Genomic DNA, 23,770 nt, shown 5'->3' with positions numbered 1-23,770 from the left:
ACAGGAGAATTCCGCCATGACACAGCCAAATGCCGGCGCCTTCCGCGCGCTCCTTCTCGCGATGACCAGCAGCGCCGCAATCGCAGCTTGCGCAACCCCGCCAGCTGAACTCGAGCCCGTCGATGCCGTGGTGCCGCCATCAGAAACGGCCGAGACCGCCGACGCACCGGGTCTTGCGCGTACGGGCGTCTCCCCGCAGCAGGCCGGCGATGATTACTACGTTGCGGCCGCTGCTGATGTGCAGTCCCGCACGGCAGAAGACTTCGTCCCGCGCGCCCGCAACGTCATTCTTTTCGTCGGAGATGGCATGGGCGTGTCGACCATCACCGCCGGGCGTATCTATGCAGGTCAGCAGAAAGGGCTCGACGGTGAAAGTTACCGTCTGGCGATGGAAAGCCTGCCCTATTCAGCCTTTTCCAAGACTTACAGCCATGACGCACAGGTGTCCGACAGCGCATCGACCGCCACCGCAATGATGTCCGGCATAAAGACGCTGTCGCGAACGCTCGGCCTTCGTTCTGGCATTGCTTACGGCAATTGCGCGTCGGTGTCCGGACAAAGTACGGATTCAATCTTCGAGATCGCCGAAGCGGCCGGTCTTTCGACGGGTATCGTCTCGACGGCGCGCATCACGCATGCAACGCCTGCCGCAGCCTATGCCGAGAGTGCCGACCGCAATTGGGAAGACGACAACCAGCTTGGCGGTACGGACTGTAAGGACATTGCCCGCCAGCTTGTCGACTGGGAGGCCGGGGACGGCTTTGAAGTCGTGCTGGGCGGTGGCCGCGGCGCATTCTTTCCGGCGAGCCTGACCGATCCTGAAACCGGCGAAGCGGCCGGCGGCCGCATCGATGAAGCAGACCTTACCGAAGTTTGGACGGCCAAGTCGGACGATCACGTCTACATCACCGATCAGGCGGGCTTTGAAGCGATCGATTTCACAGGCGAGACCCGTGTGCTTGGCCTGTTTGAGCCGTCCCACATGCAGTTTGAGCTCGACCGCGCGGAAGATCCCGCTGGCGAACCCTCGCTTGCCGAGCTGACCACCGCCGCCATCACGCGTCTGTCCCAGAATGAGGATGGCTATGTGCTGCTGGTTGAGGCAGGACGCATTGATCACGCCCATCATGGCGTGAATGCGGCGCGCGCACTTGGCGACACGGCCGCGCTGGATGATGCAGTCCAAGCCGCGCTAGACCTAACGGACGCCGAAGATACGCTGATCGTAGTCACCGCCGACCACTCACACACGCTGACGCTGGCGGGTTATCCCGCACGCGGTAATCCGATCCTCGGCAAGGTGGCCTATGGGCCTGGCGGTCTGGCGCGGGCTGACGACGGGAAGCCTTACACCACCCTTGGCTATGCCAATGGTGAAACAGGCTGCGCACCGGGTGAAGAAGACTGCGCTCGCGAAGACCTTTCCGATGTCGACACGACAGCGAAGAACTTCCAGCAGCAGGCTCTGGTCTTCCAGGGTTCGGAAACGCATGCGGGCGAGGACGTACCTGTGTATGCCAGCGGACCGGGCGCAGAGCTTTTCCGCGGCACAATCGAACAGCACGAGATTTTCCACGTAATGGGCCGTGCCAGCGGCCTCGTTTCCTACGAGGACTGATCCATCGCATCTGCGGCGAGGCGGCGGATCACATCTGCCACTTCGTCGCCATGGTGATGGTGGGGCATGTGCCCGGTCTGCGGCAGTTTGACGAGCTCAAAGCCTGTGACCTGATGCTTGATCTTTCCTGCATGGAGGGTCGGATCGATCACAGTGTCCTTGGCGCCTGAAAAAAGCACGATGGGCATGCTGAGCTCTGGGTAGCGGTGCTGCTGGGCCGCGAGCTCCTCCTGCAGGACGTTCATGTCATCTGCATTCGCGCGGAAGCTCGGCGGCCGGAAGAGAAGGCCGATGGCCGCGTCTGAATAGTAATCGTTTGGCGCGTCCTTCGGGTCGAACACGCCATCAATGCCGCTTTTTACCATGGCGGGCGCAACGAGCGGAACGAGTTGTGAGAAGATCGGCCCGATGACAGGTGGGCCTGCAACCTTGTTGTACCAGGTCTCACCCCCGCCGCCCCAGTCATGGGTTACCGGCGCAAGAAGCACGACCCCGTTGACGAGATCAGGGTGGTCCAGCGCAAGCCGGAGCGCGACCGCGCCGCCATAGGAATGTCCGACGATGACCGCTTTCTGCCCCGGTGCAAGCTGTCGGAGAACCGCTGCCATCTGGGCCGCCTGAACCTCCAGCGTTTCCGCAGCTTCAGGGCGGCCGGAATAGCCATGGCCGGGACGGTCCGCCATGAGCACACGGAAATCATCCTGAAGGCGCGGTGCCAAGGTAAACGTGAACTCTCTGGCGTTTGCCGACGCGCCATGGATCATCAGGACGGGCGGGCCTTCGCGGCCCGCTTCGATGACATGAACCTTCGCGCCATTTGCGACTACGAGCGTGCCCTTGGGCGGGTACTTGTCCTCGACATTGCTGGTGTAGACCGCACTATGAACGCAGGCGCTGATACCGCTCAGCGCGAGCAGCAAGGTGAGTCCGGTAAGAATAATTTTCAAAGCCCCTGACCGTTCTGTTCACGCAGCAGCCTCGACTCTGCGGCGCGCGCCGCCTGAAGCGTCGGGTGAATTTTCAATGCTTCGCGATAGGCTTCCAGTGCCTCATCCTTGGCCCCAAGCGTTTCCATGATGCGGCCAAGACCCGTCCAGGCCTCGAAATGGCGCGGCTCCAACCGGATCGCCTCATTGAGGTCGCGCAGAGCTTCGGGAAAATTTTCGTCGACCAGAAAAAGCGCTGCGCGCCGATTGTACGCCTCTGCATATTCCGGCTGGATCGCGATGACGCGGTCAAACAGCTCGTGCGCAAGTTCGAGGTCCCCTAGGCTCTGGGCTTCCACGGCGCGCTGCATCACAAGGTCTGCAGCGGCAGACCCGCTTTCCAGCCAGGCCGCCCAGATATCCATCGCCGTGGAATTTGCCTTTTCTTCGCTGGGTGCGTTCTTCAACTCATCGAACATCTCATCGCTCGGCCCGTATTGCGGGCCGCTGACGGCGATGACACTGGCGATAAGGAGGGCCTTGAGCATGCCTATCAGTATGGCTCTGGATGAGGTCCCGGCAAGGCCCGAATGCGGCAATCAGGCGACAGGCGCAAGCAGCCCTTCTTCGATCAGCGCAGCTTCAAGCCTTTCGGCGTCAGTGAAGTGATGCCCGCGGAACCCGAAGGCGCGGGCGGCTTCGATATTTTTCAGGCTATCATCAATGAAGAAGACACTGTCCTTGCGCGGCTGGCCGAGGCGCGCATGGGTCAGCTCATAAATCGCCGGATCAGGCTTAATCAGTTCTTCCTCGCCAGAAACGACAACATCGCGGAACAGCTTGAGCATTGGAAACCGCTCAACCGTTTCGGGCCAGATCTCTGCTGACATGTTAGAGAGGGCGAAGAGCGGGACCTGCGCTTCCTCGAGGCGGGCGATGAGCGCCGGTACGCCTGTGACGTAGCCATCGAACATCTCGAACCAGCGCCGGTGCCAGGCGTCGATTTCGTCTGCATAGTGAGGGTAGTCCTGCTTCAGCAGGCGCGCGCCTTCTGCAAAGGTCCGGCCCCGGTCATGCTCGACATGCCAGTCCATATTGCAGACTTCACGGCAGAAGGCCTCGGCCTCTGCCTCAGACGCGAAAATCTTTCGGTAAAGTCGCAAGGGTAGCCAGTCGATAACGACATTGCCGAGATCGAACAGCACGATGGGTTCAGCACCGGCAGAAATATTTCCGCCGGGCGCTGATGCCGTCATCTTCTGCTTAGCCCTGCTTTGCTTTAAAGCGTGGGTCTGTTTTGTTGATGACGTACGTCCGGCCCTTACGGCGAACGACCTTGCAATCGCGGTGGCGGTTTCTCAAGGATTTCAGTGAAGACTTAACTTTCATGGGATTGGCCCGGCGATCTTTGAAAACTCGTAAGGGGTGCGAGATACAGAATGGGTTATGTAGAGTCAACGCCGCTCACGCATCGCGACGGTAAAAGGAAGATATCATTTATGACGCGCAAGAATCTGGTCCTTCTCCGCTGGACCACCGCTGCAAGTTTCGCCGCACTGATCAGCGCCTGCGCGGCCACGCCAGAGCCGGCGCCGCAATCAAGCGCGCCGACCCCGCCCTCACAGAAACCGCTGGTCGAGCGGACGGTGCCGACAACAACACCGGACGTAGTGACGACAGACCGCGCGCCTACACACCATAGCTCAACAATCTCCCCCGGTGACCCGCGCGGTACGCCCGGCGCGCCGCCCTCTTCCGGCCCGGTCGGCCCGTTTGCACCGACGGGGAATGCCGAAATGGATGCCTGGCGCCAGGACTTTGTGTCCCGCGCAACCGCCCGCGGCACCAATCCGGCGCTTCTCTATGCCCTGCTGAAGGATATCCGGCCGCTCGACATCTATCTTGGCCCCGACAACCAGTCGGAAGTCGCCAATCAGGCAGAGTTTTCCAAGGCCATCTGGGAGTATCTGCGCACGGCCGTCACGGATAACCGTTTCGAAACAGGTCGGCAAAAGCTCGCTGAGCTTGCGCCGGTCTTTGACCGCATCGAAGCGACCTATGGCGTCAACCGCGAAGTGGTGAGTGCTATCTGGGCGATGGAAACCAATTTCGGCGGCTATATGGGCAATTTCAGCGCCGCGAACACGCTTGCCAACATGGCCGTTGAGGGCCGTCGCCGCAGCTTTGCCGAGGGCGAAATCCTCGCCCTCGTTGAGATTGTCGAGAAGGGCTATGCGCGGCTTGACCAGCTTGGCTCTGGCTGGGCGGGCGCTATGGGACACACCCAGTTCATGCCTTCCACCTATCTTGCCTATGCGCAGGACTATGATGGCGACGGGCTCGCCAATGTCTGGTCATCGTCACCAGACGCGCTGGCGTCTGCTGCCAATTATCTCTCGGTCTCTGGCTACCGCTTTGACCAGCCGTGGGGGATTGAAGTGCTTGCGCCGCAAGGTTTTGACTGGTCGATGGCCGACGGCAATGACCGGCGCCTGTCGTCCTGGAAGTCCGCAGGCCTGTCGCCGATCCGGGGTGGCGGCTTCGGCGTCGATGACAGCGACTATGCCGAGCTGTGGCTGCCAGCGGGTGCGACAGGACCGAAATACCTCCTGTTCCGCAACTTCGACGTCTTCAAGACCTATAACCGGTCCAACAGCTATGCCTTCGCAGTCGGCCTTCTCGCGGACGGACTTGCCGGCCAGTATGGCCCGGTCGCGTCATGGCCAACGGATATACAGCGCCTGACCTTTGACGAGGTGAAGCAGCTTCAGACCGCGCTCAACCAGCTTGGATACAATGCAGGCGGCGTCGACGGCATCATTGGGTCCGGCACGCGCGGCGCGCTGCGCCAGTTCCAGCAGGCAAACGGCCTGGTCGCGGATGGCTATCCGTCCCGTCCGGCGCTGAATGAGGTGCTGGCGCGCCTGCGCAGCTAGGACCTAGTCGTAAATTTCCGGCTGATCGTCATCGTCCTGATAGACCTGATTGGCCGGAAAGACGCGGCGGGCAAAGAAGGCCATCAGGACGAGCACGACACCCGCGCCGATGAAAGGCGCGCTCTGGTGAACGTTCTCATACATCCATGGGCCGAAGAACGGACTGACGATAAAACCGGTCCCGTTCGCCGAGATGACGAGGCCTGCGACATTGCCCTGAAGGCTGGAGCCGACAGAGAGCGACGCGCCGCTGGAGAAGCCGGGGCGCGCAAGGCCCTGACCGATCCCGACAAAAAATTGCGCGAGCACGAGCACCGCGAATTCATTGGTTGGCACGATGAGAAAAGCACCGACAGACAGCGTAAGCGCCCCGGTCACCATCAGCGTGCGGTTGGTCATCTTTAGGCGCGGAATGATGACGAGCTGCGAAATCAGCGTGCCGGCGGCGCCAACCGTATAGGCCGGGCCAGTGAACTGCATTGCTTCAGCCCCGTCGACGCCGATCTTGTCCATGATGGCGAAGGCGAAGGTCTGGGTCAGAACACCGGTCACAACGGACAGACCTACCGCGAAGATCAGGTAAGGCAGCACCCGCGGATCGCGCCACAGCCCGTCGCCCTCCTTCTTGCCGGTTGATTTGAGGCCCGCCTCTTTTCGCGGGGCGGTCTTTTCCGGAAGGCGCGTATAGATCAGGAAGGAGAGGACTGCCGCTGCTGCGCTGATCATGAAGACGGGGGTCAGCAGGCCAAACACGGCGCCCGCAGCCGCCGCGAAGGCGGGGCCTGCCACAGCGCCAAAGCTGAAGCCCGAAGTCAGCGAGGCGATTTCCTCTGTGCGTTTGTCACGGCTGGTCCTGTCGGCGATATAGGCCTGCGCCGCCGGGTTCGTACCAGACCCCAACAGGCCGAACAGCGTCCGCGAGGCGAGCAGGCAAACGAAGATGACGAGCGAGCTCTGCAGGTAACCTGCCATGGCGAGCGCGGCGCTAGTCCCAAAAAGCAACATCGACACCGAAAAGCCGAGCATACCGAGCGCGGCGACAGGGCGCCTGCCCCAGTCATTACTCTTGCGCCCCCAGAAGGACGAGGTGATCGCCCAGAGCGCCGCCGAGAGCGAGAAGATCGCCCCTGCCATCCAGTCAGGCAGGCCAAGGTCTCGCGAAAGCGGCGGCAGGATTGCGCTGACCAGCATCGTATTGCCCGCCCCGACCGCCAGAAGCGCGAAGAAAAGCAGCCGGAAGGCGCCGCGGCGGTCCGGCCGGTCATGTCCAAGCTGTGGTGAGGGCGTGTCGGTCATCACTTCTCTTCGGCCTCGCCGCTGGAAAATTCAAGCGCCCCGTCGCGTCATGGGACGCATCCTGTCGTCCGGAAACCTTATTTAAAGCCTGCCGCGATAGAAGCAGCTTTGAACCCGCCTGCGGAGACCCGTGAATGTTTCAACTTATCGGCCTTGTTCTGGTCACTGCCCTGATTGCAGGGGCGCTCCTTTTTACAGGAAGCCCGGCCCTGTTCAGCGCGCTGCCATTCGAACTGGCCCTGATTGGCGGGGCCGGTCTCGGCACGCTCGTGATAGGCAATTCACCGAGAGTGGCGGGCGCCGCGCTTGCCGGGATGGTCAAATCCATGCGGGGCGCCAAGTGGAAAAAGGCTGACTATGCGGATCTGCTCAGTGGCCTTAACGATCTGATGCGCCGGGCCCGCCAGGGCGGCATGATCGCCATTGAAGCCGACATTGAAACACCGGAACGCTCAGAGCTGTTTGCCAGCCGTCCGCGCCTTCTGGCTGACCGCACGGCGACCTCGATGATTACTGACAGTCTTCGCATCCACGCCCTCAACCCCGGGGGCAAGTCACCAGTTGCCGCGCATCTTGAAGATGCGGTCGCCTCTGCCGCGCGAACCCGGCACCGCGCCGTGGCCGCGCTGAACTCGCTAGCAGATGCCCTGCCCGCACTTGGAATCGTGGCGGCGGTCCTTGGTATCATCAAGACGATGAGCCTGATCGATCAGTCTCCGGACGTTCTCGGCCCGATGATCGCCACAGCGCTTCTCGGCACATTCCTTGGCGTCTTCCTTGCCTATGGCCTGGTCGGGCCCATCGCCGCCCGCTTCGGGCAGGTCGTGGACGAGGAAATGCAATTTCTGGAAACGATCCGGACGGTCATTACGGCCTGGCATGAAGGCGTGGCCCCCGGCACCGCTATTGAACTTGCGCGCGCCGGTCTGCCGGTTCACCTGCGGCCGTCTGTCGAAGACGTGGACGGACCAAGCTCCAACGTCGAGACCTTCCCCTCACAGCGCCGAAACAGTCGCGCCGCCTGACCCCTCAGCGACTAAATTCATGCGCCGACTCGCAATAGTAGGCGCACACCCCTAGTTTCCCGCCTGATGAGAAACCACGGGGAGGGTCTCACGTGTCGCGTTTCGACGAATTGAAGGCCATCGCAAAGACCTATCAGGATCTTGCGGCCGAAAACTATGCGCGCGTGCGCCAGCTCGCTGAGGAAGTCCGCGCAGGCTTCTGCGACTATCTGGATGCCTCCGATGGTGTCTGTGTCCAGCTCGTACCGCCTGTCGGCAATTTTGAGCCGAAACCCTATGGCGATCAGGCGTTTTCCGTCCCGCCGCGCGGCTTTCGACCGCTTGGACCGATTGCCTTCGGACTTGCTGTTCGGGTCACTGGCGGCACTGACTGGATTCGCATCACCACCCAGTGCCAGAAGATCGGCGACCGGTTTGTGCTGGACATCCAGGGCGGAGAGTCATTTACCTTGGCACTGCCCCTTGCAGAAGAGGATTCAACGCGTCTTTTCGGATATCTCTTTAATCACCTGACCAGCTGGTTTCAGGAAAAGATTGATCATTACGAGGCCGGCGAATACGGCACGCGCGAAATCGGTTTCGATTTCTCGCGCGAAGATACTGTCGCCAACGTCTGAAACGTACGGACCCCAAGTAAAAACCCATGCCGGATTTGAACCTCATTCTCGCGGGCACAGGCTCTGACAGCCTGATTTTTGCCTGCGCCCTTATCGGCGCGCTCGGTCTCGGTGCCCAGTGGCTTGCCTGGCGGCTTCAGGCCCCTGCAATCGTTCTGATGGCCCTGGCCGGGCTGGCCGCAGGGCCGGTCTGGTCACTTATCTTCGGCGACCCACTGCTCGATCCGTCCTCGACATTTGGGGATCTGCTACGGCCCATCGTGTCACTGTGTGTCGCGGTCATCCTGTTTGAAGGCGGGCTAATCCTGAAATTCGAGAATTTGCGGGATGCAGGCGCCGCCGTGCGCCGCGTGGTGTTCTTTGGCGGCCCGCTCGCCTGGCTGCTTGGCTCTTTGGCCGCGCGCTATGCCGCTGGCCTCGATTGGGCAAGTGCAATCGTCTTTGCGGGCGTCATGGTCGTTACCGGCCCGACCGTGATCATGCCGCTGATGCGCCAGTCCAAGCTCTCCGGCAGGCCTGCCCAGTTCCTGAAATGGGAAGGCATCGTCAATGACCCGATTGGTGCCCTGTTTGCTGTCGCCGCTTATGAAGTGATCCGCGTGGCAAGCCATGGGGATTCTATCGTCGGCGCAGGCGTCTGGATCCTCGCGGCTGCAGGCATCGGCGTCGCCCTCGGCATCATCTTCGGCCTCGGTATTTCGCGCGCCTTCCGCGCAGGCTGGACACCAGAATACCTGAAAGCGCCGCTCATCTTTGCGTCGATCATTCTGTGTTACGCGCTGGCCGAACAGGTCGAGAAGGAAATCGGCCTCGTTGCTGTCACCGCCTACGGCATGACGCTCGCCAATTCGAAGCTGGCTGACCTTTCCGAGCTTAGAAAGTTCAAGGAAGACATCGCCGTCCTGCTCGTCTCTGGCGTCTTCGTCATCCTGACGGCGGACCTGACACCCACGATCATTTCTTCGGCGCTCAACCTCAATACGCTGTTCTTCCTTCTGGCGATGCTCTTTGTCGTGCGACCGCTATCGGTATGGATTGCAACGGCCGGTACGCTGAACCGCAAGGAAGCGCTTCTCCTGGGCTGGATCGCTCCGCGCGGTATCGTGGCCGTCGCTGTCTCGGGCCTATTTGGCTCGCTGCTCGTCGACCTGTCGCGCGAGGGCCGATTCTACTTCTCCGGCGCAGACCAGATCGTGCCCCTCGCCTTTGCAATGGTGTTCACCACCGTTGTTCTGCACGGTTTCACCATCGGGCCGCTCGCTCGCAAGCTTGGCCTGGCCCGTTCGGAAAAGCCGGGCGTGCTTCTGGTAGGCGCAAACTCCTGGAGTGTGGAGTTCGCCAAGGCGCTGAAATCAGTGAAGATCGACGTCATCGTTGCCGACAGCAACTATCGGCGCCTGCGCCCGGCGCGTGAGGCGGGTCTCGATACCTTCCTGGGCGAAGTATTGTCCGAGGACGCAGAGATCCGTCTGGACCATTCACGCTTCGACACAGTGGTGGCACTGTCGACCAATGACAGCCACAATGCGCTCGTCTGCAGCCAGTTTGCGCCGGAAGTCGGTCGCCACCGCGTCTATCAACTCTCGCTTTCCGAAGGCGATGAGACCGATGACAAGTCAGTGGGTTCCTCTGCTCGCGGGCGCACGCTCATCAAGCGTGGACGCACTTATGATGGCTTGATCCGGGACCAGTATCGCGGCTGGAATTTCTCCCGCACGCGGCTCACTGAGAAATATACGCTGGAACAGTATCTGGCGGACAGGCCAAAAGGCGACCTCGTTGCCGAGATCCGTTCGGATGGCACGCTCGTCCTGCTCGGCCCAAGCCGGGAAGCGCGCGGCGGGGATGGCGCGACCATAATCAGCTTCGCACCTGACCAACAGCCGCAGACATCCGCGCCAGCGGAAGAACCATCCTCTTCTGATCCCAAAACAGGCGAGCCCCAGAAAGCCTAGACAGTCACGGCGTGAAGGGCGCGGCCATGGCGACGTAGCCAGTCGCGTTCCTTCTTCCAGTCCGGACAACATCTCGCCACATGCGCCCAGAAGCGCGGGCTATGGTTCATCTCAAGCAGGTGCGCGCACTCATGTGCGGCGACATAGTCGAGTACGCTGTGCGGGGCCATGATGAGGCGCCACGAAAAAGCCAGTCCGCCATCTGACGTGCAGGAGCCCCAGCGCGAGCGCGTATCCTTGACGCTGACTTTTCTGGCCGCAACGCCCAAGGTCGCGCAATGGCGCTCAACGGCGTCTGCAAGATCCTCGCGGGCTGCTTTCTTGAGGTAGCGCGCGGCACGGCGACTGACGGTTTCGGGGTCGCCCGGCAGGGAAAGCTGCTGCGGCGGTCCAGGCGCAAGCGATGCTCGCCGCCCTGGACCCTCCAGGGTGATCTCGCACGGCGCGCCGCGCAAATTGAACAGAGCGCCCTCGACCAGCCCAGTCTGTTGCGGCAGTTGCGCAAGACGGGCTGCAATCCAGTCGCGCCGATCAGTGGCAAACTGTGCTGCTGCCTTCAGATGTCGTTTCGACGGAGCGACGGCCACGGCTTCGCGATTCGCCTCATCCAGACGGAGAATCAGCCGCTTTGCGCGCGGGTTAATCTCAATGCGGACAGTTATGTTCTGGCCGTCTGAAGCGGACAGGGTCAGAGGCTGGCATTTATCGAAAAACATGATAAGTCTCAAACTGAAGGCGCGATGAGCCTACACCCATCTTATGACATCAGGGGAACCATCATGAAATATCTGCTCTGCGGCGTTGCGGCGATCTCCATTCTGACCGCATGCGACCAGACGGGCGTCGATACGCCAGAAGACATCAGCGAAATCACACTGCGGGACGGCGACGCTGCCGAAGCTCCGGACGTCATCTCTGCGATGATGCTGACCAATTCCGGCGACGGCATGATCACTTACGCCAGCAAGGAAGTCGACGGCGCGTCGGCAACCTTCTCCGACATCAGCGTCCAGGGCATGGAAGGCTTCACGGCCGATTCGCTGGTATTCGAAGGCCTCGACATGGTCGACGGTCAGGCTTCGTTCTCACGCATGAGCTTTTCGGGCCTGTCCATGAGTGACCCGGAAGCTGCTGACACGACCAATATGGGCGTTAGCGAGATCGAACTGATCAACCCGTCCCCAGCACTCGCGGCCTGGGTGGCGTCTGCACTCGGCACGGGTGAGCCTGCCGACTTCCCGGCTGTCGAGGAAATCTCCTTCGACGCATGGTCGATTTCTGACCTTTCCGGCGAATTCTCCGGCACGGACGGAGAAGGCACTTTTGCTGTCTCTTCCCTTCAGCTGCGCGACGTTGAAAACCAGCGCGCAGCTCTCGCAGAGCTGACCGGTGTAACCTTCGACATCATCGGCGAAGACGAGATGAACTTCAAAGGCGGCGTCGACTCCATGTCGATCGCTGGTAGCGACCTCAGCTTCCTGTCTGCCATCCAGCAGAATGCAGGGGACGAAGACGCCATGGGTGCAGCAATCATGAGCGCCATGATGCAGAACCCGATGGAGCCAGGCTATGATCGTTTCACGCTCGACAATCTGACCTTCGAAGGCGAAGGCATGAACTTCGCCATGCCGTCCATGGACGCCTATGTCGAACGCAATGATGATGGCCAGCCTGTCAGCTATGTCGTCGAGCCGTTCAGCATGACGCTCGACGCAGATGCCGATGGTGGTGAGGTCGGTGCAGGCCTTGCGCAGGGTTTCAGCATGCTCGGCTATGATGGCATCGAAATCCGCGGTGCCGGCAACAGCCAGTACAACCCGGATGCAGACATTCTGACCTCCGAAGCTGCAGACAACTATTTCGAGCTCGTCGATGGCGCCCGCTTCTCCTATGGCGGTGAGTTCATCGGCTATTCGGAATTCAACCAGCAGCTGGCCGCTTCCATGGATATGGAAAACCTCGCCGAAGGTGGTGAGCCTGATCCGATGGTCATGCAGCAAGCGCTGAGCGCGCTTCAGATTGGCAATTTCGAAATGCGCATCACGGATGACGGTCTGGTCGATCGCGTTTTCAACGTTGTCGCCACGCAGCAGGGTCAGGACCCCGCCCAGATGCGTGCGCAGGTCGCCCAGATGATGGGTATGGCGCCGCTCATGGCCCAGCAGGCCGGCGTGGACACTGCGATTGCCACCGAAGTCGGTACGGCGCTTTCCTCCTTCATCCAGGAGCCGAAGACGCTGACCATCATGCTCGATCCTGAAGAGCCGATCTCCATGGAGAGCGTGGCTGCGATGGAAGATCCAAGCATGCTGACCAAAGACTATCTTGGTCTTTCGGCTTCCAACGAATAGGCCTCAGACCTCGTCTGACATGTGAAGGCGCGCCCCGGGCAACTGAGGGCGCGCCTTTTCTTTTGGGGGGCAAGGGCCCATAGCTATCGCCCATGAAACTCGCATATTTTGGAGATGTGGTCGGCAAGCCGGGCCGCGCAGCTGTGGTCGACTATCTACCGGGCCTGCGCCGTGACCTGAAGCTCGACTTCGTCGTCGTGAACGGGGAAAATGCGGCAGGTGGCTTCGGCCTGACTGAATCCATCGCCAATGATTTCTTCAATGCCGGTGCCGACTGCCTGACGCTCGGCGACCACGCATGGGATCAGCGCGAGGCGCTTACTTTTATCGCCCGTGAACCGCGCCTCCTGCGCCCTGCAAACTATCCTGTCGCGGCTGGCGCTCCCGGAAAGGGCGCGCACGTCTTTGTTCTGGACGATGGCCGCCGCGTCGGCGTCGCCCAATTGCAGGGCAATGTCTTCATGAAGCAGCAGCTGGAGAACGCTTTCCAGCATGCAGACCGCATCCTCGACGACATGCCGCTCGGCCTCGCCGTCGATGCCATGATCGTCGACATGCATTGCGAAGCAACCAGTGAGAAGATGGCGATGGGCCATCACTGCGACGGCCGCGCCAGCCTTGTCGTCGGCAGCCACACACATGTGCCGACCGCAGACCTGATGATCCTTGAAGCCGGGACGGGTTATCAGACCGATGCCGGCATGTGCGGGGACTATGACAGCGTCATTGGCATGCGGAAGGAAAACTCCGTCCAGCGCTTTGCGACCCAGCTCCCCGGTGAGCGTTACGCACCCGCCCTCGGCGAAGGCACGCTATGCGGCGTCTATGTCGAAACAGATGACCGCACCGGCCTTGCAAAACGCATAGAGCCGATCCGCATCGGCGGCCGGCTGGCAGAGCATATTCCTGCCAACTAGACGTCAGGCCCGGTTGCGGGCTCTTCGCGTGTCTTCGTCGGGCATCTTTACGCTTTTCCTGCTCGCTGCTTCGCCCATATTGGTCGCCTTGCCGAACAGCCAGCCCTGAATGAGCGAACCGGCGCAATCGCGTGCCCAGTGTAACTCACGCGGGGTCTCCACGCTTTCAAACAGGAGGTGCGTGCCCAGACCGTGCAGTTTCTGAATGATGGAGTGGGCAAACTGCTGGCTCGCCTCGTTTTCCATCATCTTGCGGAACCAGCCAGCATCGATCTTGACGATGTCAGGTCGAAGTTCGATGACGCGCAGCAGGTCGGACTTGCCGCGCCCGAAATCGTCAATGGCGATACCGAAGCCGAGCGCGCGAAGCTTCTCGACCACCGCAAGCAGGTCAGACCGCGGGCAGTCGGCGCCTTCGGTGATTTCGAAGACGACCTTGTCGCGTCGCAGACCATAGTCGGCAATCAGGTCGCAGTACTGCTCGATACCCGTGATCATCTGATCGCGATAACTGCAGGAGTGCGGGTTCAGATTGACGAAAAGACGCGTCTCACCGAGTTGCCAGGCCGCCGCATTGGCGAGGTGAACGCAAAGGCACGCCCAGTCGGCAATGAACCGGTCCCAGCCCTCGAGCCGTGCAAAAAAGGCTGGCGGCTCGACCGATTGCGCACCCAACATGGGACGCGCAAGCGCCTCAACACCATAAAGCGCGCCTGAACTGCGGCTGATTTCGTAAATTGGCTGGAAGGCCGAATGCAACTGGAACGTTCCAAAATCAAAGGTACGGTGACCGCCATCCAGTTCGACAATTCTTGTCGTCAATTGATCAAGTCTCATGGGACCTCCGCTCAGATTGTAGCGTACATGAACCGCGTTAATACTTGATTGTCGTTTGCCGGGTCTGCATCCTTGGCTTTCAAAACGCCCGCGCCTGATCTATCCCGGCGCGAGCAATCAACAGAACCAGACAGTTTTGCGAGGACGTCATGGCCGGACATTCGAAATGGGCCAATATCCAGCACCGTAAGGGCGCGCAGGACAAGAAGCGCGCGGCCCTCTTTGCGCGCCTGTCCAAGGAAATCACCATCGCCTCCAAGCTCGGCGGCCCAGACCCTGATGCCAATCCGCGCCTGCGCCTGGCCATAAATAATGCGCGCGGCCAGTCCATGCCCAAGGACAACATCAAGCGCGCGGTCGACAAGGGCCAGGGCGGCGGCGGCGAAGAGTATTACGACATCCGCTATGAGGGCTTCGGGCCGGGCGGCGTCGGCATCATCGTCGAGGCTTCTACCGACAACAAGAACCGCGCAGCCAGTGAAATCCGCGCGGCCTTCTCCAAAAATGGCGGCAATCTCGGCGAAACCGGGTCGGTTTCTTTCGGCTTCGACCAAGTTGGCGAGATCGAGTATCCGACTGAGGCTGGCGATGAGATGGCGGTGATGGAAGCGGCCATCGAAGCAGGCGCGACCGACGTCGAAAGCGACGAGGAAGGTCACTGGATCTATACAGAACGCGAAGACCTGATGGACGTCGCCTCCACGCTTGAGGGCAAGTTTGGCGAAGTTGAAGCCAAATCGACGAAGCTGATCTGGAAGCCGCAGAACAATGTTCCCGTCGAAGGCGATCAGGCCGACACGCTGATGAAGCTGCTCGATGTCCTCGATGAGCTCGACGACGTCCAGAACGTCTACGACAATTCCGAATTGTCAGAAGCAGAGATGGAGCGGCTGGCAGGCTAGTCCCGCCAGCGCTTCAACCAACTGCACACGGCGCGGTCACCATTGCGTGAGCGCTGCTGGAGCTTGCTCGCAATTCCCGCCTGCCTGTCCATATGGATGGAGACACAGGACTTCCCCACGGGAAACAACGCTCATGAAGTTTTCGAATACGACGATTATTGCCATTGGCGCTGGCCTGGCTGCTGCAGGCGGTGCCTTCGTCTGGTCCGCTATGGCGGAACAGTCCGACACGCCTCCGCCGCTACAGGCCGCAAACACGGAATCCGCCATTTTTGCGGGCGGCTGCTTCTGGTGCACGGAAGCTGATTTTGACAAGGTCGATGGCGTCGTCGCTACAGTGTCCGGCTATACAGGCGGCACGGTCGATAATCCGAGCTACAGGCAGGTCACCGGCGGCGATACCGGCCATTATGAGGCCGTACAGGTAACTTACGAGCCGTCCCGGGTCAGTTATGAAGAGCTGGTCGACTATTACTTCCGCACGATTGACCCAACTGATGATCGCGGCCAGTTCTGCGACAAGGGCTCAAGCTATCTGTCCGCCGTATTCGTCGAAGACGAAGACGAACGCGCCATCGTGGAAAGCGAGATCAAAGAGATTGAGGCCTCAGGCGTCCTCCCCGGCCCGGTCGTCACGCGCGTGCTCGACGAGGCAACCTTCTGGGAAGCGGAAGACTACCACCAGAACTACTACAAGACGACGCCCGTGAAATACCGCTTCTATCGTCAGGGCTGCGGGCGCGATGCGCGTCTGGAAGAGCTGTGGGGCGACGAAGCCATGCAGCTTCCAGAAAGCGCAAGCTAGGCTCCCCAAATTTCAGCCATGCAAAAAACCCCGCGAGCCTCATGGCTGCGGGGTTTTCTTTGATTGAAAGGCGAAGCGACTAGCGCTCGTCTTCCTCTTCGTCGGCTGGATCATCCAGTCGGAAGAGGCGCGGGTTGAGACGCACATTGGTCTCGATGTCCTCAAGCACCACGCGGGTAACCTGCTGGTTCGCATCCAGCGTCCGCCAGCTGGTGAGCTGGTAGCTTGCCGGATCGAAATAGAGCGTCAGAACGCCTTCCGCTTCGCCGCGGCGGTCTTCCATCGTGATGGCAATCTCGCTGGTCGTCTTCTGGACGTCCGTAACGCGCGCTTCGGTTTCGAAGTCGAGCTCATCGTCGAGGACGAGGCCGAGCGGTGTCGAGGAAAGCGGCACGCGGTCCACTGTCTCAAGGTCGCTGTCTTCCATAGCCACCGTCGTGCCATTCGCAACGATCAGGATCGGCGTCGGATCATCGTAATCAAAACGCATCCGGCCGGGGCGTTGGAGGGCAAAATCGCCCTTTGTAACAGAGCCATTTGGCGCGAGCTGGACGAAGCGTCCGCGCGCCGTTTTCGCGGCTGCGAGAGAGTCGCCAGCAGCTTTCAGGATGGCACGGCGTTCTGTCGCAGACACCGCGCCGGATTCAGCCCGTACCGGCGCAGCCTCTGCGCGTGGGGCTTTTGGTTCTGGGGCAACGCCCGTGACTGGTGTTTCGTCTGCGTCAGCCTGCGCGAGAACAATCTCGCCCTGCGCAGCCTGTGCGACCGGGGCGACAGCAACACTGCTGACCGCCGCGTCATTGGCGACACGCCAGGCCAGTGGCTGCTGGCTGACAGCGCTGAGTTCGGTTGTAAGCGCAAAGGGCCCCGTCCCGATGGCGAGAAAGGCGGCGAGCGCTGGAAATAGAGACGTCATTGTCGTTCTCCTGTCTTGGCCACGAAACATAGGCCTCGATCAGGCGGTAAAACAGGGCTGAAATAAGGTATTTCCGCCCCGTTTCGTTGTAACTCGTTCAGCTTTGATCGGCTCAGTCCGACGGCGTATCGCGCGCCAGGATCTCGCGCTTACCAGCATGATTGGGGGCGGAGATGACCCCCTCTTCTTCCAGTCGCTCGATCAGGGTTGCGGCCTTGTTATAGCCGATCTTCAAGCGGCGCTGGATGTAGGAGGTCGAAGCGCGCTTGTCGCGGATCACGACGGCCATCGCCTGCGCATAGAGATCATCATCGCCATCGCCGGAGGAAACACCCAGCATCGCATCCATAATCGCGCTGCCCGTGCCGCCTTCTTCAGGCTCTTCAAGGATGGCTTCGTTATAGTCAGGCTCACCCTGCTCTTTCAGCCAGCCGACAACCGCCTCGACTTCATCATCGGAGACAAATGGCCCGTGCAGGCGCTTGGTTTTGACGCCGGCCGCCTGATAGAGCAGGTCACCCATGCCGAGCAGCTGCTCGGCGCCCTGCTCACCGAGAATGGTGCGCGAGTCGATCTTGGTCGTGACCATGTAGGAAATACGGGTCGGGAAGTTCGCCTTGATCGTGCCTGTGATGACATCGACAGACGGACGCTGGGTCGCGGTAATCAGGTGGATCCCGGCCGCACGCGCCATTTGCGCGAGGCGCTGGATGCATCCTTCAATCTCCTTGCCCGCAACCATCATCAGGTCGGCCATCTCGTCGATCACGACGACGATGTTCGAGATATGCTCCAGCGGCAGGATTTCGGTCTCATAGGCTGGCTTGCCGCGCTCATCGTACCCGGTCTGCACCTTGCGGGTGAGCTGGTCGCCCTTCTCACGGTAGCGCGCGGCCTTCTCATTGAAGCCAGCAAGGTTACGCACGCCGGCCTTGGACATGAGCTCGTAGCGGCTCTCCATCTCACGTACGGCCCATTGCAGCGCGTTCACTGCCTTTTTCGGGTCGGTGACGACCGGGGCGAGAAGGTGCGGGATACCTTCATAGATCGACAGTTCCAGCATTTTGGGGTCGATCATGATGAATCGGCACTGTTCCGGCGTCAGACGATAAAGCAGCGACAGGATCATCGCATTGACGCCAACCGATTTACCGGAGCCGGTCGTGCCCGCGATGAGCAGGTGCGGCATCTTTGAGAGGTCAACCACGGTGGGCGTGCCGCCAATATCTTCGCCAAGTGCCATGGGGAGCGGCGATTTGTTCTCGGCATACGCCTTCGCCGAGAGGAGCGAGCGTAGATAGACCGTCTCGCGCTCTTCATTCGGCAGCTCGATACCAATTGCATTCTTGCCCGGAATGACCGCGACGCGCGCCGACACGGCGCTCATCGAGCGAGCGATGTCGTCGGCAAGCGAGATGACGCGTGCTGATTTCACACCGGCTGCAGGCTCAAGCTCGAACAGGGTAACGACCGGGCCCGGGCGCACTTCCTTGATGCGGCCGCGCACGCCGAACTCACGAAGCACTTCGGCGAGACGGTTCGCCTTGGCCAGCAGACTGTCCTCGTCCACAGAGCCGCGTCGTGCAGGCGGAGAGCCAAGAAGATCCAGCGATGGCAGGGTACGCGGACGCTTGCGCTTTCCGCTCTTTGTGGTGGGGTGGGCAACAGGTTGCGGCGCCTGAGGCGCGGACACTTTTGGCCGTGTGGCGGCGCGGGGCATCGCCTCTTCGGGCGCCTCGTCATCAACATCGTCATACGCGTCGAAGGCGTCATCTTCGTCATCAAACTGCGGGGCGGGACCGAGGCTACGCGCAGCACTTTCATAGTCATCACCCTCATCAGCGCCTTCATGCCGTCGCGGTTTACCAACGAAACCGCCGAAGAGCCGGGCAACACCACCCGCTGCGCTGCCAAGGCGCGAGAGGGCGCGCTGTCCTGATGTGCTCGCCGCAGACTGCAGGAGGCTTGCATCACCGCGCCGGAAGCCGAGCGCCGCGCTGCCAAGCAGGAACGCCGCAATCCCAAGGGCCAGTCCGGCCAGAAAACCGGGCGCGGGCAGCAACAGTGCCTTGAATGGCATGACGACCAGGCCGAAAAGCCCGTCACCCACCATGCCGCCCATCCCTGTCCAGAACGGCCAGGAGGCCGGCACAGGAAAAGCCGAAAGCGTGGCGGCCAGCACCGGAACGAAGGCAACGCCATAAAACCAGCGCCGGATGCGCGGCGCGCCGATCAGGACAGCGCGCATCGCGCCGCCAATCATCAGGCAGAGGCCCGCCATCCAGGCCGAGAAGCCAAAAGTCTGAAGCGCGAGGTCAGCGACGATTGCGCCGCTATTGCCGAAGAGGTTTGAGACTTCGATGCCGGTTGCTGCGTTGAGGCTCGGGTCGGTCGGCTCGTGCGTGCCGACACTGCCGCACAGGAAAACGCCGATCGCGAAGGCGGCCGTCCCGGTCAGGATACGCCAGGCCGGATCGGATACTTCGCGGGAGAGGCCAGTGTGCGTTTCAGCGCTGGTTGTCGCCATGGCAGGTTGCTTCCATCGGTTCAGAAGGACTGTCTGGCTGCAACCTCGCAGCTTGGCCTTAACACACAGCAAACAAGTGAGCAGGCGACGGCAACGACTTGCTCACCTTCCACAATAAAAAATCCCCGGCCAGAAGACTGGCCGGGGAAGTCTGGGAGGAAACGCTTCGAATGAAGCGAGGTATTCAGCCTCAGCTGAATTCTGGGTAGGCCTCGAGACCGATTTCGCTCTTGTCGAGACCCATGATTTCTTCTTCCTCGGTCGGACGCACGCCGGTCGTCATCTTCAGCGCGAGCCACACGACGGTGGACACGACAGAGACGAAGATCGCGCAAGCCGCAACGCCGACGAACTGGCCGAAATAGCTTGGGTTACCTGCTTCGTTGAGGCCGATATCGTTCGCATAGGAGAATGGAACGATCATCGTGCCCCAGATGCCGCAGACGAGGTGAGCCGGGATTGCGCCGACCACATCGTCGATGCGGAGCTTGTCGAGCAGTGGCACCGTGACGACCACAAGCATGCCGCCGATAGCACCGATCAGGATGGAAGCACCCATCGAAGGCGCCAGCGGTTCTGCGGTGATGGAGACGAGACCACCAATGGCACCGTTGAAGGCCATGGTTGCGTCGATCTTGCCCTTGTAGAGGATACCGGTCAGGAACATCGCACCGAGAACACCACCGCAAGCGGCCATGTTGGTATTGGCGAAGATGTTGGCGACCGAATTGATGTCGTCAAACGTGCCAGCAGCAAGCTGCGAGGCGCCGTTGAAGCCGAACCAGCCGAACCAGAGGATGAACGTACCCAACGCTGCGAGCGGGATATTTGAACCTGGCATCGGGTGGACCGTACCGTTGACGAACTTGCCCGCACGCGGGCCGATGATGATGGCGCCGACAAGCGCTGCCCAGCCGCCGGTGGAGTGCACCAGGGTAGACCCAGCAAAGTCAGAGAATGCGAACTGGGAGTCCAGAGCGCCGCCGCCCCATTCCCACGATGCAACGACCGGATAGATGAAAGCGGTCAGCACAGCGGTGAACATCAGGAACGGCCAGAGTTTCACACGCTCGGCAACCGTACCGGATACGATGGACGCTGCCGTTGCAACGAACACCATCTGGAAGAACCAGTCCGACGAGGCAGCATAGCCTGTCGCGAGGTCTTCTTCAGGCGACCAGACGAAAGACGGAATACCGATCCAGCCACCGACCGTATCGCCCGGATAAGCCATGTTGTAGCCGAGAAGCCAGAACATGATGCCCGCAACTGAGAAGAGCGCGACGTTCTTCACCGACTGCATGGCAGCGTTTTTCTTCCGCACCAGACCGGCTTCCAGCATACAGAAGCCGGCAGCCATGAACATGACGATCAGGCCGCCGATAAGAAAGAGATAGCTATTATCGACATAGGCGCTGACTTCAGACGCCTCCTGCGCAGAGGCGCCCAGCGCCAGGGCGGCAGCGGCCGGCATAGCCGCGAGCCCCCGAATTGCCCTTTTAACCATACTGTTCATGCCCTTCTCCCATTGATTGGTATGACGGGCCGACTAAAGGGACTTGCCTCATTCCGCACCAGCACGGCGGGCGCGCACTTAATGGGCGCTTCATCGTTTGACTAAAAATCGTGCACGCTGCGGCGCAAAAGCCCGCTTCTGCGTCACCTCTGGACCGGAAGCAGCCGTGATCCTAAGTCTTTCATCAATGGCTCACCTCGATACCGAAATCGCAATCGTCGGCGCTGGACCGGCTGGCGCGTCTCTCGCCCTGGCCCTTGCGGGCGCAGGCTTTGACATCACACTGATCGATGCGCGCGACCCAGCAGCAAAGGCGCGGCCCGATACCCGCAACTTCGCGGTGGTGACGGGCAGCTGGCGGCTGCTGACTGCAATAGGCATTGCAGAACATATCGCTGGAGAGACCCAGCCGCTGCACGGACTGGAAGCAGTCGATGGCGGCACGCACTGGTTTGGCGCGCCGTCGGTCCTCTTCGGGGACGAAGACCTCATCCACCGCGAAGAGGGCGAAACGCTCGGCCATATGATTGAAGCAATCGTCTTGCAGGCCGCGCTTGATAAGGCTGTCGAAGCTGAAGAGCGGATCAAGAAGCTTGCGCCCGCCCGCTTCAGCGGTGCGAAAGCCGAACCCGGCCACATCACGGTGCATCTCGAAGACGGCAGCGCCATTACGGCCCGTCTTCTCGTCGGCGCTGACGGCATGAATTCCCCGGTGCGCAATGCGGCAGGCATCACCGTCGAAGGCCGTGACTACGGCAAGTCCGTCTTCGCAGCGAATGTGATCCTGTCCCAGCCGCATGAGGGCGTCGCCCGCCAGCTCTTCACCCCTGAAGGCCCCTTCGCCACCCTGCCACTGCGCGGAGATAGGGCGAACCTCGCCTGGTATATGAAGCGCGGCGCACCTGAAGCGCTCGCCAAGCTCTCGCCGGAAGAGGTCGAAGCGGAGCTGAACCACCGCTTTGCCGAATTTGCGGGCGAGATGAAGATTGACGGGCCGATGGGCTCCTATCCGCTCATCCTGCAGATCGCAGAGCATATGGTCGCCGACCGGGTCGCGCTGGTCGGGGATGCTGCCCGACGGATCAATCCGCTGGCCGGGCAAGGGCTCAATCAGGGTTTCCGCGATGTGGCAGCCCTGCACGAAGTTCTGGTCAACAGTGACCGCGCGGGTCTCGACATCGGTGCAGCCCAGTCGCTTTCCCTTTATGAAACGGCACGCCGCTTCGACGCGAACACAGCGTCTCTGGCGCTCGATGCCATTGACCGGTTGTTCTCCAATGACATGATGATGACCAAGCCTGTCCGCACGCTTGGGCTGCTTGCGGCGAGCGCGCTCTCACCGATGCGCCACAGGCTGGCGGCGCTGGCCAGCGCTTCATCGCCAGACCTCCCGCCGCTCATGCAATATAGATTTTCGGGAAGCTAAGCGGCTGCGAGATCGCGCAGATGCTGCCAGGTGTAAAGCCCGCTGGAATGGCCGTCGCTGAAATGGATCCGCACGGCATAGCGTCCGACAGGGTCAGCCTTGGTGACGGAGATATCGTCAGGCACCGGTGGCTGAGGTGGGCGCGGGCCTGATCCATGACCGCGCACTTCTGCGGAAGGGCTCTCCTCGCGCAGGCGCTTATAGGGAATGGCAGCGTCCAGCCCGTCCTCGAACGTGATGGAAAGCTCTGCAGCCCCCTTGCGGAACCGCAGCTCCTGCGGCCACGGCATCACACTCATTTGCCGGTCGCCTCATCGAGCACGCGCGCCTCGTTTTCCAGCATGATGGGCAAGCCGTCGCGGATCGGATAGGCCAGCCCCGCACGCTTGGAGACAAGCTCCTGACGCTCACGATCATAAGTCAGCGGCGTACGTGTGACCGGGCAGATCAGCTGCTCCAGCAGGCGCGGATCGGTCTTTGTCTCAGTCACGTGGATCTCGGTTTCACTCGTCATTGGAGTGTCGAGGAATCATCACCGGGCGCGTCCATGTCAAGCAGAGCGATCAGGGCGCGGCACCGCGCCGCGACCGTGTTGGCCTCGAGCAGTGCCTGCTTTTCCATCGGCGCGAACGGGCACCCGGCTGACAGTGCATGGACAAGTGTCTCTATCGGTGCGCTTTCGACAGCATCCCAGTCGACGTCCATTGCATGGCTCGCCACGTACTTCTTGAGGGCGCTGGCCAGCTTTTGCCGATCCGGCAGATTATCAAGATCAGGCTCAGCAAGGTCGTCCGCATAGGGAGACCAGTCGGGCGCCACCTGCCGATAGGGCGACGTGACATCGAGTTCGCTGCGAAGCCTGAAGCGGCAGATTCCCGTCAGGCTGATCAGATAGCGCCCGTCATCCGTCTCCGAATAGCTCGTCAGCCGCCCGGCACAGCCAACGCCGGCCAGTTTCGGATGTATCTTGTCGCCCCCAACCGGCTGGATCATGCCAATCAGACGAGAGCCTGATAGCGCGTCATCAATCATGTTCAGATAACGCGGCTCAAAAATGTTGAGCGGCAGAGACCAGCGCGGAAACAACAACGCGCCCGTAAGCGGAAAAACGGCGAGCGTTTCCGGCAGGTCTTCTACCTTCCTGTAGCCATGCCTCATCATATGTCAGGCCCTTTCCCGTCCAGACTGAGGACATGGCGC

The 23,770-nt window shown here is 61.0% G+C and carries 23 protein-coding genes; 10 read left to right on the top strand and 13 right to left on the bottom strand.

Going from position 1 to position 23,770, the window contains the following annotated elements:
- Window positions 1-16: 16 nt before the first annotated feature.
- Window positions 17-1,618, top strand: a complete 1,602-nt coding sequence (locus tag O4G74_RS03385; protein ID WP_269401254.1) for an alkaline phosphatase — start codon at window positions 17-19, stop codon at window positions 1,616-1,618.
- On the opposite strand, the gene O4G74_RS03380 is transcribed toward O4G74_RS03385, so the two are convergent.
- From O4G74_RS03380 to ykgO, 4 genes are read right to left on the bottom strand one after another with little or no spacing between them, the layout of a single operon-like run.
- Window positions 1,606-2,565, bottom strand: a complete 960-nt coding sequence (locus O4G74_RS03380; RefSeq protein ID WP_269401253.1) for an alpha/beta fold hydrolase — start codon at window positions 2,563-2,565, stop codon at window positions 1,606-1,608. The two genes, O4G74_RS03385 and O4G74_RS03380, sit on opposite strands and share 13 nt — an antisense overlap.
- Complete coding sequence (locus O4G74_RS03375; protein ID WP_269401252.1) at window positions 2,562-3,092, bottom strand: tetratricopeptide repeat protein; 531 nt, start codon at window positions 3,090-3,092, stop codon at window positions 2,562-2,564. The genes O4G74_RS03380 and O4G74_RS03375 overlap by 4 nt, the downstream gene beginning before the upstream one ends.
- 51 nt (window positions 3,093-3,143) lie before the next feature.
- Entirely contained in the window at window positions 3,144-3,800 is a 657-nt protein-coding gene (locus O4G74_RS03370; RefSeq protein WP_269401251.1) for an HAD family hydrolase, read from the bottom strand.
- A 7-nt stretch (window positions 3,801-3,807) separates the two neighbouring features.
- Complete coding sequence (ykgO, locus tag O4G74_RS03365) at window positions 3,808-3,933, bottom strand: type B 50S ribosomal protein L36 (protein WP_119379210.1); 126 nt, start codon at window positions 3,931-3,933, stop codon at window positions 3,808-3,810.
- 110 nt (window positions 3,934-4,043) lie between these two features.
- Here ykgO and O4G74_RS03360 point away from each other — a divergent pair, with 110 nt between their 5' ends.
- Entirely contained in the window at window positions 4,044-5,480 is a 1,437-nt protein-coding gene (locus tag O4G74_RS03360; protein ID WP_269401250.1) for a lytic murein transglycosylase, read from the top strand.
- 3 nt (window positions 5,481-5,483) lie between these two features.
- On the opposite strand, the gene O4G74_RS03355 is transcribed toward O4G74_RS03360, so the two are convergent.
- Window positions 5,484-6,776, bottom strand: coding sequence for an MFS transporter (locus O4G74_RS03355; protein WP_269401249.1), 1,293 nt, complete (start codon window positions 6,774-6,776; stop codon window positions 5,484-5,486).
- A 134-nt stretch (window positions 6,777-6,910) separates the two neighbouring features.
- Between O4G74_RS03355 and O4G74_RS03350 the strand changes: the two genes are divergently transcribed.
- From O4G74_RS03350 to O4G74_RS03340, 3 genes are all read left to right on the top strand, one after another.
- On the top strand, window positions 6,911-7,801 hold the full coding sequence (locus O4G74_RS03350) for a motility-associated protein (protein ID WP_269401248.1): 891 nt from the start codon (window positions 6,911-6,913) through the stop codon (window positions 7,799-7,801).
- A 92-nt stretch (window positions 7,802-7,893) separates the two neighbouring features.
- Window positions 7,894-8,418, top strand: a complete 525-nt coding sequence (locus O4G74_RS03345; protein ID WP_269401247.1) for a hypothetical protein — start codon at window positions 7,894-7,896, stop codon at window positions 8,416-8,418.
- 26 nt (window positions 8,419-8,444) lie between these two features.
- Complete coding sequence (locus O4G74_RS03340; RefSeq protein ID WP_269401246.1) at window positions 8,445-10,373, top strand: cation:proton antiporter; 1,929 nt, start codon at window positions 8,445-8,447, stop codon at window positions 10,371-10,373.
- Here the strand turns inward: O4G74_RS03340 and O4G74_RS03335 are convergent.
- A complete protein-coding gene (locus O4G74_RS03335) occupies window positions 10,370-11,089 on the bottom strand; it encodes a M48 family metallopeptidase (RefSeq protein WP_269401245.1) in 720 nt (239 codons plus the stop codon). The two genes, O4G74_RS03340 and O4G74_RS03335, sit on opposite strands and share 4 nt — an antisense overlap.
- 63 nt (window positions 11,090-11,152) lie before the next feature.
- On the opposite strand from O4G74_RS03335, the gene O4G74_RS03330 reads away from it, so the two are divergent.
- Window positions 11,153-12,724 (top strand): hypothetical protein, encoded by a 1,572-nt coding sequence (locus tag O4G74_RS03330; protein ID WP_269401244.1) that lies wholly within the window; start codon window positions 11,153-11,155, stop codon window positions 12,722-12,724.
- 92 nt (window positions 12,725-12,816) lie between these two features.
- The gene (locus O4G74_RS03325) at window positions 12,817-13,641 is read left to right on the top strand and encodes a TIGR00282 family metallophosphoesterase (RefSeq protein WP_269401243.1); all 825 of its coding nucleotides are present in this window, start codon (window positions 12,817-12,819) and stop codon (window positions 13,639-13,641) included.
- A gap of 3 nt (window positions 13,642-13,644) precedes the next feature.
- Here O4G74_RS03325 and O4G74_RS03320 read toward each other — a convergent pair whose 3' ends face one another.
- Complete coding sequence (locus O4G74_RS03320) at window positions 13,645-14,478, bottom strand: EAL domain-containing protein (RefSeq protein WP_269401242.1); 834 nt, start codon at window positions 14,476-14,478, stop codon at window positions 13,645-13,647.
- A 149-nt stretch (window positions 14,479-14,627) separates the two neighbouring features.
- Between O4G74_RS03320 and O4G74_RS03315 the strand changes: the two genes are divergently transcribed.
- Together O4G74_RS03315 and msrA are read left to right on the top strand one after the other, a co-directional pair.
- Window positions 14,628-15,380 (top strand): YebC/PmpR family DNA-binding transcriptional regulator, encoded by a 753-nt coding sequence (locus O4G74_RS03315; protein WP_269401241.1) that lies wholly within the window; start codon window positions 14,628-14,630, stop codon window positions 15,378-15,380.
- Window positions 15,381-15,513: 133 nt separating this feature from the next.
- Window positions 15,514-16,185 carry a peptide-methionine (S)-S-oxide reductase MsrA gene (gene msrA, locus O4G74_RS03310; RefSeq protein WP_269401240.1) on the top strand — a complete coding sequence of 224 codons (672 nt, stop codon included), beginning with the start codon at window positions 15,514-15,516 and terminating at the stop codon, window positions 16,183-16,185.
- A 79-nt stretch (window positions 16,186-16,264) separates the two neighbouring features.
- Here the strand turns inward: msrA and O4G74_RS03305 are convergent, their stop codons facing one another.
- From O4G74_RS03305 to amt, 3 genes are all read right to left on the bottom strand, one after another.
- Window positions 16,265-17,101: a LolA family protein gene (locus tag O4G74_RS03305; protein ID WP_269401239.1), complete on the bottom strand. Its 837-nt coding sequence runs from the start codon at window positions 17,099-17,101 to the stop codon at window positions 16,265-16,267.
- Window positions 17,102-17,213: 112 nt separating this feature from the next.
- Window positions 17,214-19,628: an FtsK/SpoIIIE family DNA translocase gene (locus O4G74_RS03300; protein WP_269401238.1), complete on the bottom strand. Its 2,415-nt coding sequence runs from the start codon at window positions 19,626-19,628 to the stop codon at window positions 17,214-17,216.
- A 190-nt stretch (window positions 19,629-19,818) separates the two neighbouring features.
- Entirely contained in the window at window positions 19,819-21,144 is a 1,326-nt protein-coding gene (gene amt / locus O4G74_RS03295) for an ammonium transporter (RefSeq protein ID WP_269401237.1), read from the bottom strand.
- A gap of 187 nt (window positions 21,145-21,331) precedes the next feature.
- Here amt and O4G74_RS03290 point away from each other — a divergent pair, with 187 nt between their 5' ends.
- A complete protein-coding gene (locus O4G74_RS03290; protein ID WP_269401236.1) occupies window positions 21,332-22,570 on the top strand; it encodes an FAD-dependent oxidoreductase in 1,239 nt (412 codons plus the stop codon).
- On the opposite strand, the gene O4G74_RS03285 is transcribed toward O4G74_RS03290, so the two are convergent.
- The 3 genes from O4G74_RS03285 to O4G74_RS03275 are packed head-to-tail and all read right to left on the bottom strand — an operon-like array spanning window position 22,567 to window position 23,731.
- Window positions 22,567-22,869, bottom strand: coding sequence for a DUF971 domain-containing protein (locus tag O4G74_RS03285; protein ID WP_269401235.1), 303 nt, complete (start codon window positions 22,867-22,869; stop codon window positions 22,567-22,569). The genes O4G74_RS03290 and O4G74_RS03285 overlap by 4 nt on opposite strands.
- Window positions 22,866-23,084: a Trm112 family protein gene (locus O4G74_RS03280; RefSeq protein WP_269401234.1), complete on the bottom strand. Its 219-nt coding sequence runs from the start codon at window positions 23,082-23,084 to the stop codon at window positions 22,866-22,868. Before O4G74_RS03280 ends, O4G74_RS03285 begins: the two co-directional genes overlap by 4 nt.
- Entirely contained in the window at window positions 23,081-23,731 is a 651-nt protein-coding gene (locus tag O4G74_RS03275) for an LON peptidase substrate-binding domain-containing protein (RefSeq protein WP_269401233.1), read from the bottom strand. The genes O4G74_RS03280 and O4G74_RS03275 overlap by 4 nt, the downstream gene beginning before the upstream one ends.
- Window positions 23,732-23,770 lie beyond the last annotated feature (39 nt).

This window comes from Henriciella marina (genome assembly GCF_027213945.1).
Lineage (GTDB): Bacteria > Pseudomonadota > Alphaproteobacteria > Caulobacterales > Hyphomonadaceae > Henriciella > Henriciella marina_A.
Note: the sequence above shows the minus strand (reverse complement) of the source record. Positions and strands in the feature narration are given on the sequence as shown.

What these genes read in the sequence shown, in the direction of transcription:
- O4G74_RS03350 (WP_269401248.1), top strand. Translation starts at nt 6,911, where the DNA reads ATGTTTCAACTTATCGGCCTTGTTCTGGTCACTGCCCTGATTGCAGGG.
- O4G74_RS03335 (WP_269401245.1), bottom strand. Translation starts at nt 11,089, where the DNA reads ATGTTTTTCGATAAATGCCAGCCTCTGACCCTGTCCGCTTCAGACGGC.
- O4G74_RS03375 (WP_269401252.1), bottom strand. Translation starts at nt 3,092, where the DNA reads ATGCTCAAGGCCCTCCTTATCGCCAGTGTCATCGCCGTCAGCGGCCCG.
- O4G74_RS03300 (WP_269401238.1), bottom strand. Translation starts at nt 19,628, where the DNA reads ATGGCGACAACCAGCGCTGAAACGCACACTGGCCTCTCCCGCGAAGTA.
- O4G74_RS03340 (WP_269401246.1), top strand. Translation starts at nt 8,445, where the DNA reads ATGCCGGATTTGAACCTCATTCTCGCGGGCACAGGCTCTGACAGCCTG.
- msrA (WP_269401240.1), top strand. Translation starts at nt 15,514, where the DNA reads ATGAAGTTTTCGAATACGACGATTATTGCCATTGGCGCTGGCCTGGCT.
- O4G74_RS03360 (WP_269401250.1), top strand. Translation starts at nt 4,044, where the DNA reads ATGACGCGCAAGAATCTGGTCCTTCTCCGCTGGACCACCGCTGCAAGT.
- O4G74_RS03370 (WP_269401251.1), bottom strand. Translation starts at nt 3,800, where the DNA reads ATGACGGCATCAGCGCCCGGCGGAAATATTTCTGCCGGTGCTGAACCC.
- O4G74_RS03330 (WP_269401244.1), top strand. Translation starts at nt 11,153, where the DNA reads ATGAAATATCTGCTCTGCGGCGTTGCGGCGATCTCCATTCTGACCGCA.
- O4G74_RS03290 (WP_269401236.1), top strand. Translation starts at nt 21,332, where the DNA reads ATGGCTCACCTCGATACCGAAATCGCAATCGTCGGCGCTGGACCGGCT.
- O4G74_RS03280 (WP_269401234.1), bottom strand. Translation starts at nt 23,084, where the DNA reads ATGACGAGTGAAACCGAGATCCACGTGACTGAGACAAAGACCGATCCG.
- O4G74_RS03325 (WP_269401243.1), top strand. Translation starts at nt 12,817, where the DNA reads ATGAAACTCGCATATTTTGGAGATGTGGTCGGCAAGCCGGGCCGCGCA.
- O4G74_RS03320 (WP_269401242.1), bottom strand. Translation starts at nt 14,478, where the DNA reads ATGAGACTTGATCAATTGACGACAAGAATTGTCGAACTGGATGGCGGT.
- O4G74_RS03275 (WP_269401233.1), bottom strand. Translation starts at nt 23,731, where the DNA reads ATGATGAGGCATGGCTACAGGAAGGTAGAAGACCTGCCGGAAACGCTC.
- O4G74_RS03285 (WP_269401235.1), bottom strand. Translation starts at nt 22,869, where the DNA reads ATGAGTGTGATGCCGTGGCCGCAGGAGCTGCGGTTCCGCAAGGGGGCT.
- O4G74_RS03315 (WP_269401241.1), top strand. Translation starts at nt 14,628, where the DNA reads ATGGCCGGACATTCGAAATGGGCCAATATCCAGCACCGTAAGGGCGCG.
- O4G74_RS03385 (WP_269401254.1), top strand. Translation starts at nt 17, where the DNA reads ATGACACAGCCAAATGCCGGCGCCTTCCGCGCGCTCCTTCTCGCGATG.
- O4G74_RS03355 (WP_269401249.1), bottom strand. Translation starts at nt 6,776, where the DNA reads ATGACCGACACGCCCTCACCACAGCTTGGACATGACCGGCCGGACCGC.
- O4G74_RS03305 (WP_269401239.1), bottom strand. Translation starts at nt 17,101, where the DNA reads ATGACGTCTCTATTTCCAGCGCTCGCCGCCTTTCTCGCCATCGGGACG.
- amt (WP_269401237.1), bottom strand. Translation starts at nt 21,144, where the DNA reads ATGAACAGTATGGTTAAAAGGGCAATTCGGGGGCTCGCGGCTATGCCG.
- ykgO (WP_119379210.1), bottom strand. Translation starts at nt 3,933, where the DNA reads ATGAAAGTTAAGTCTTCACTGAAATCCTTGAGAAACCGCCACCGCGAT.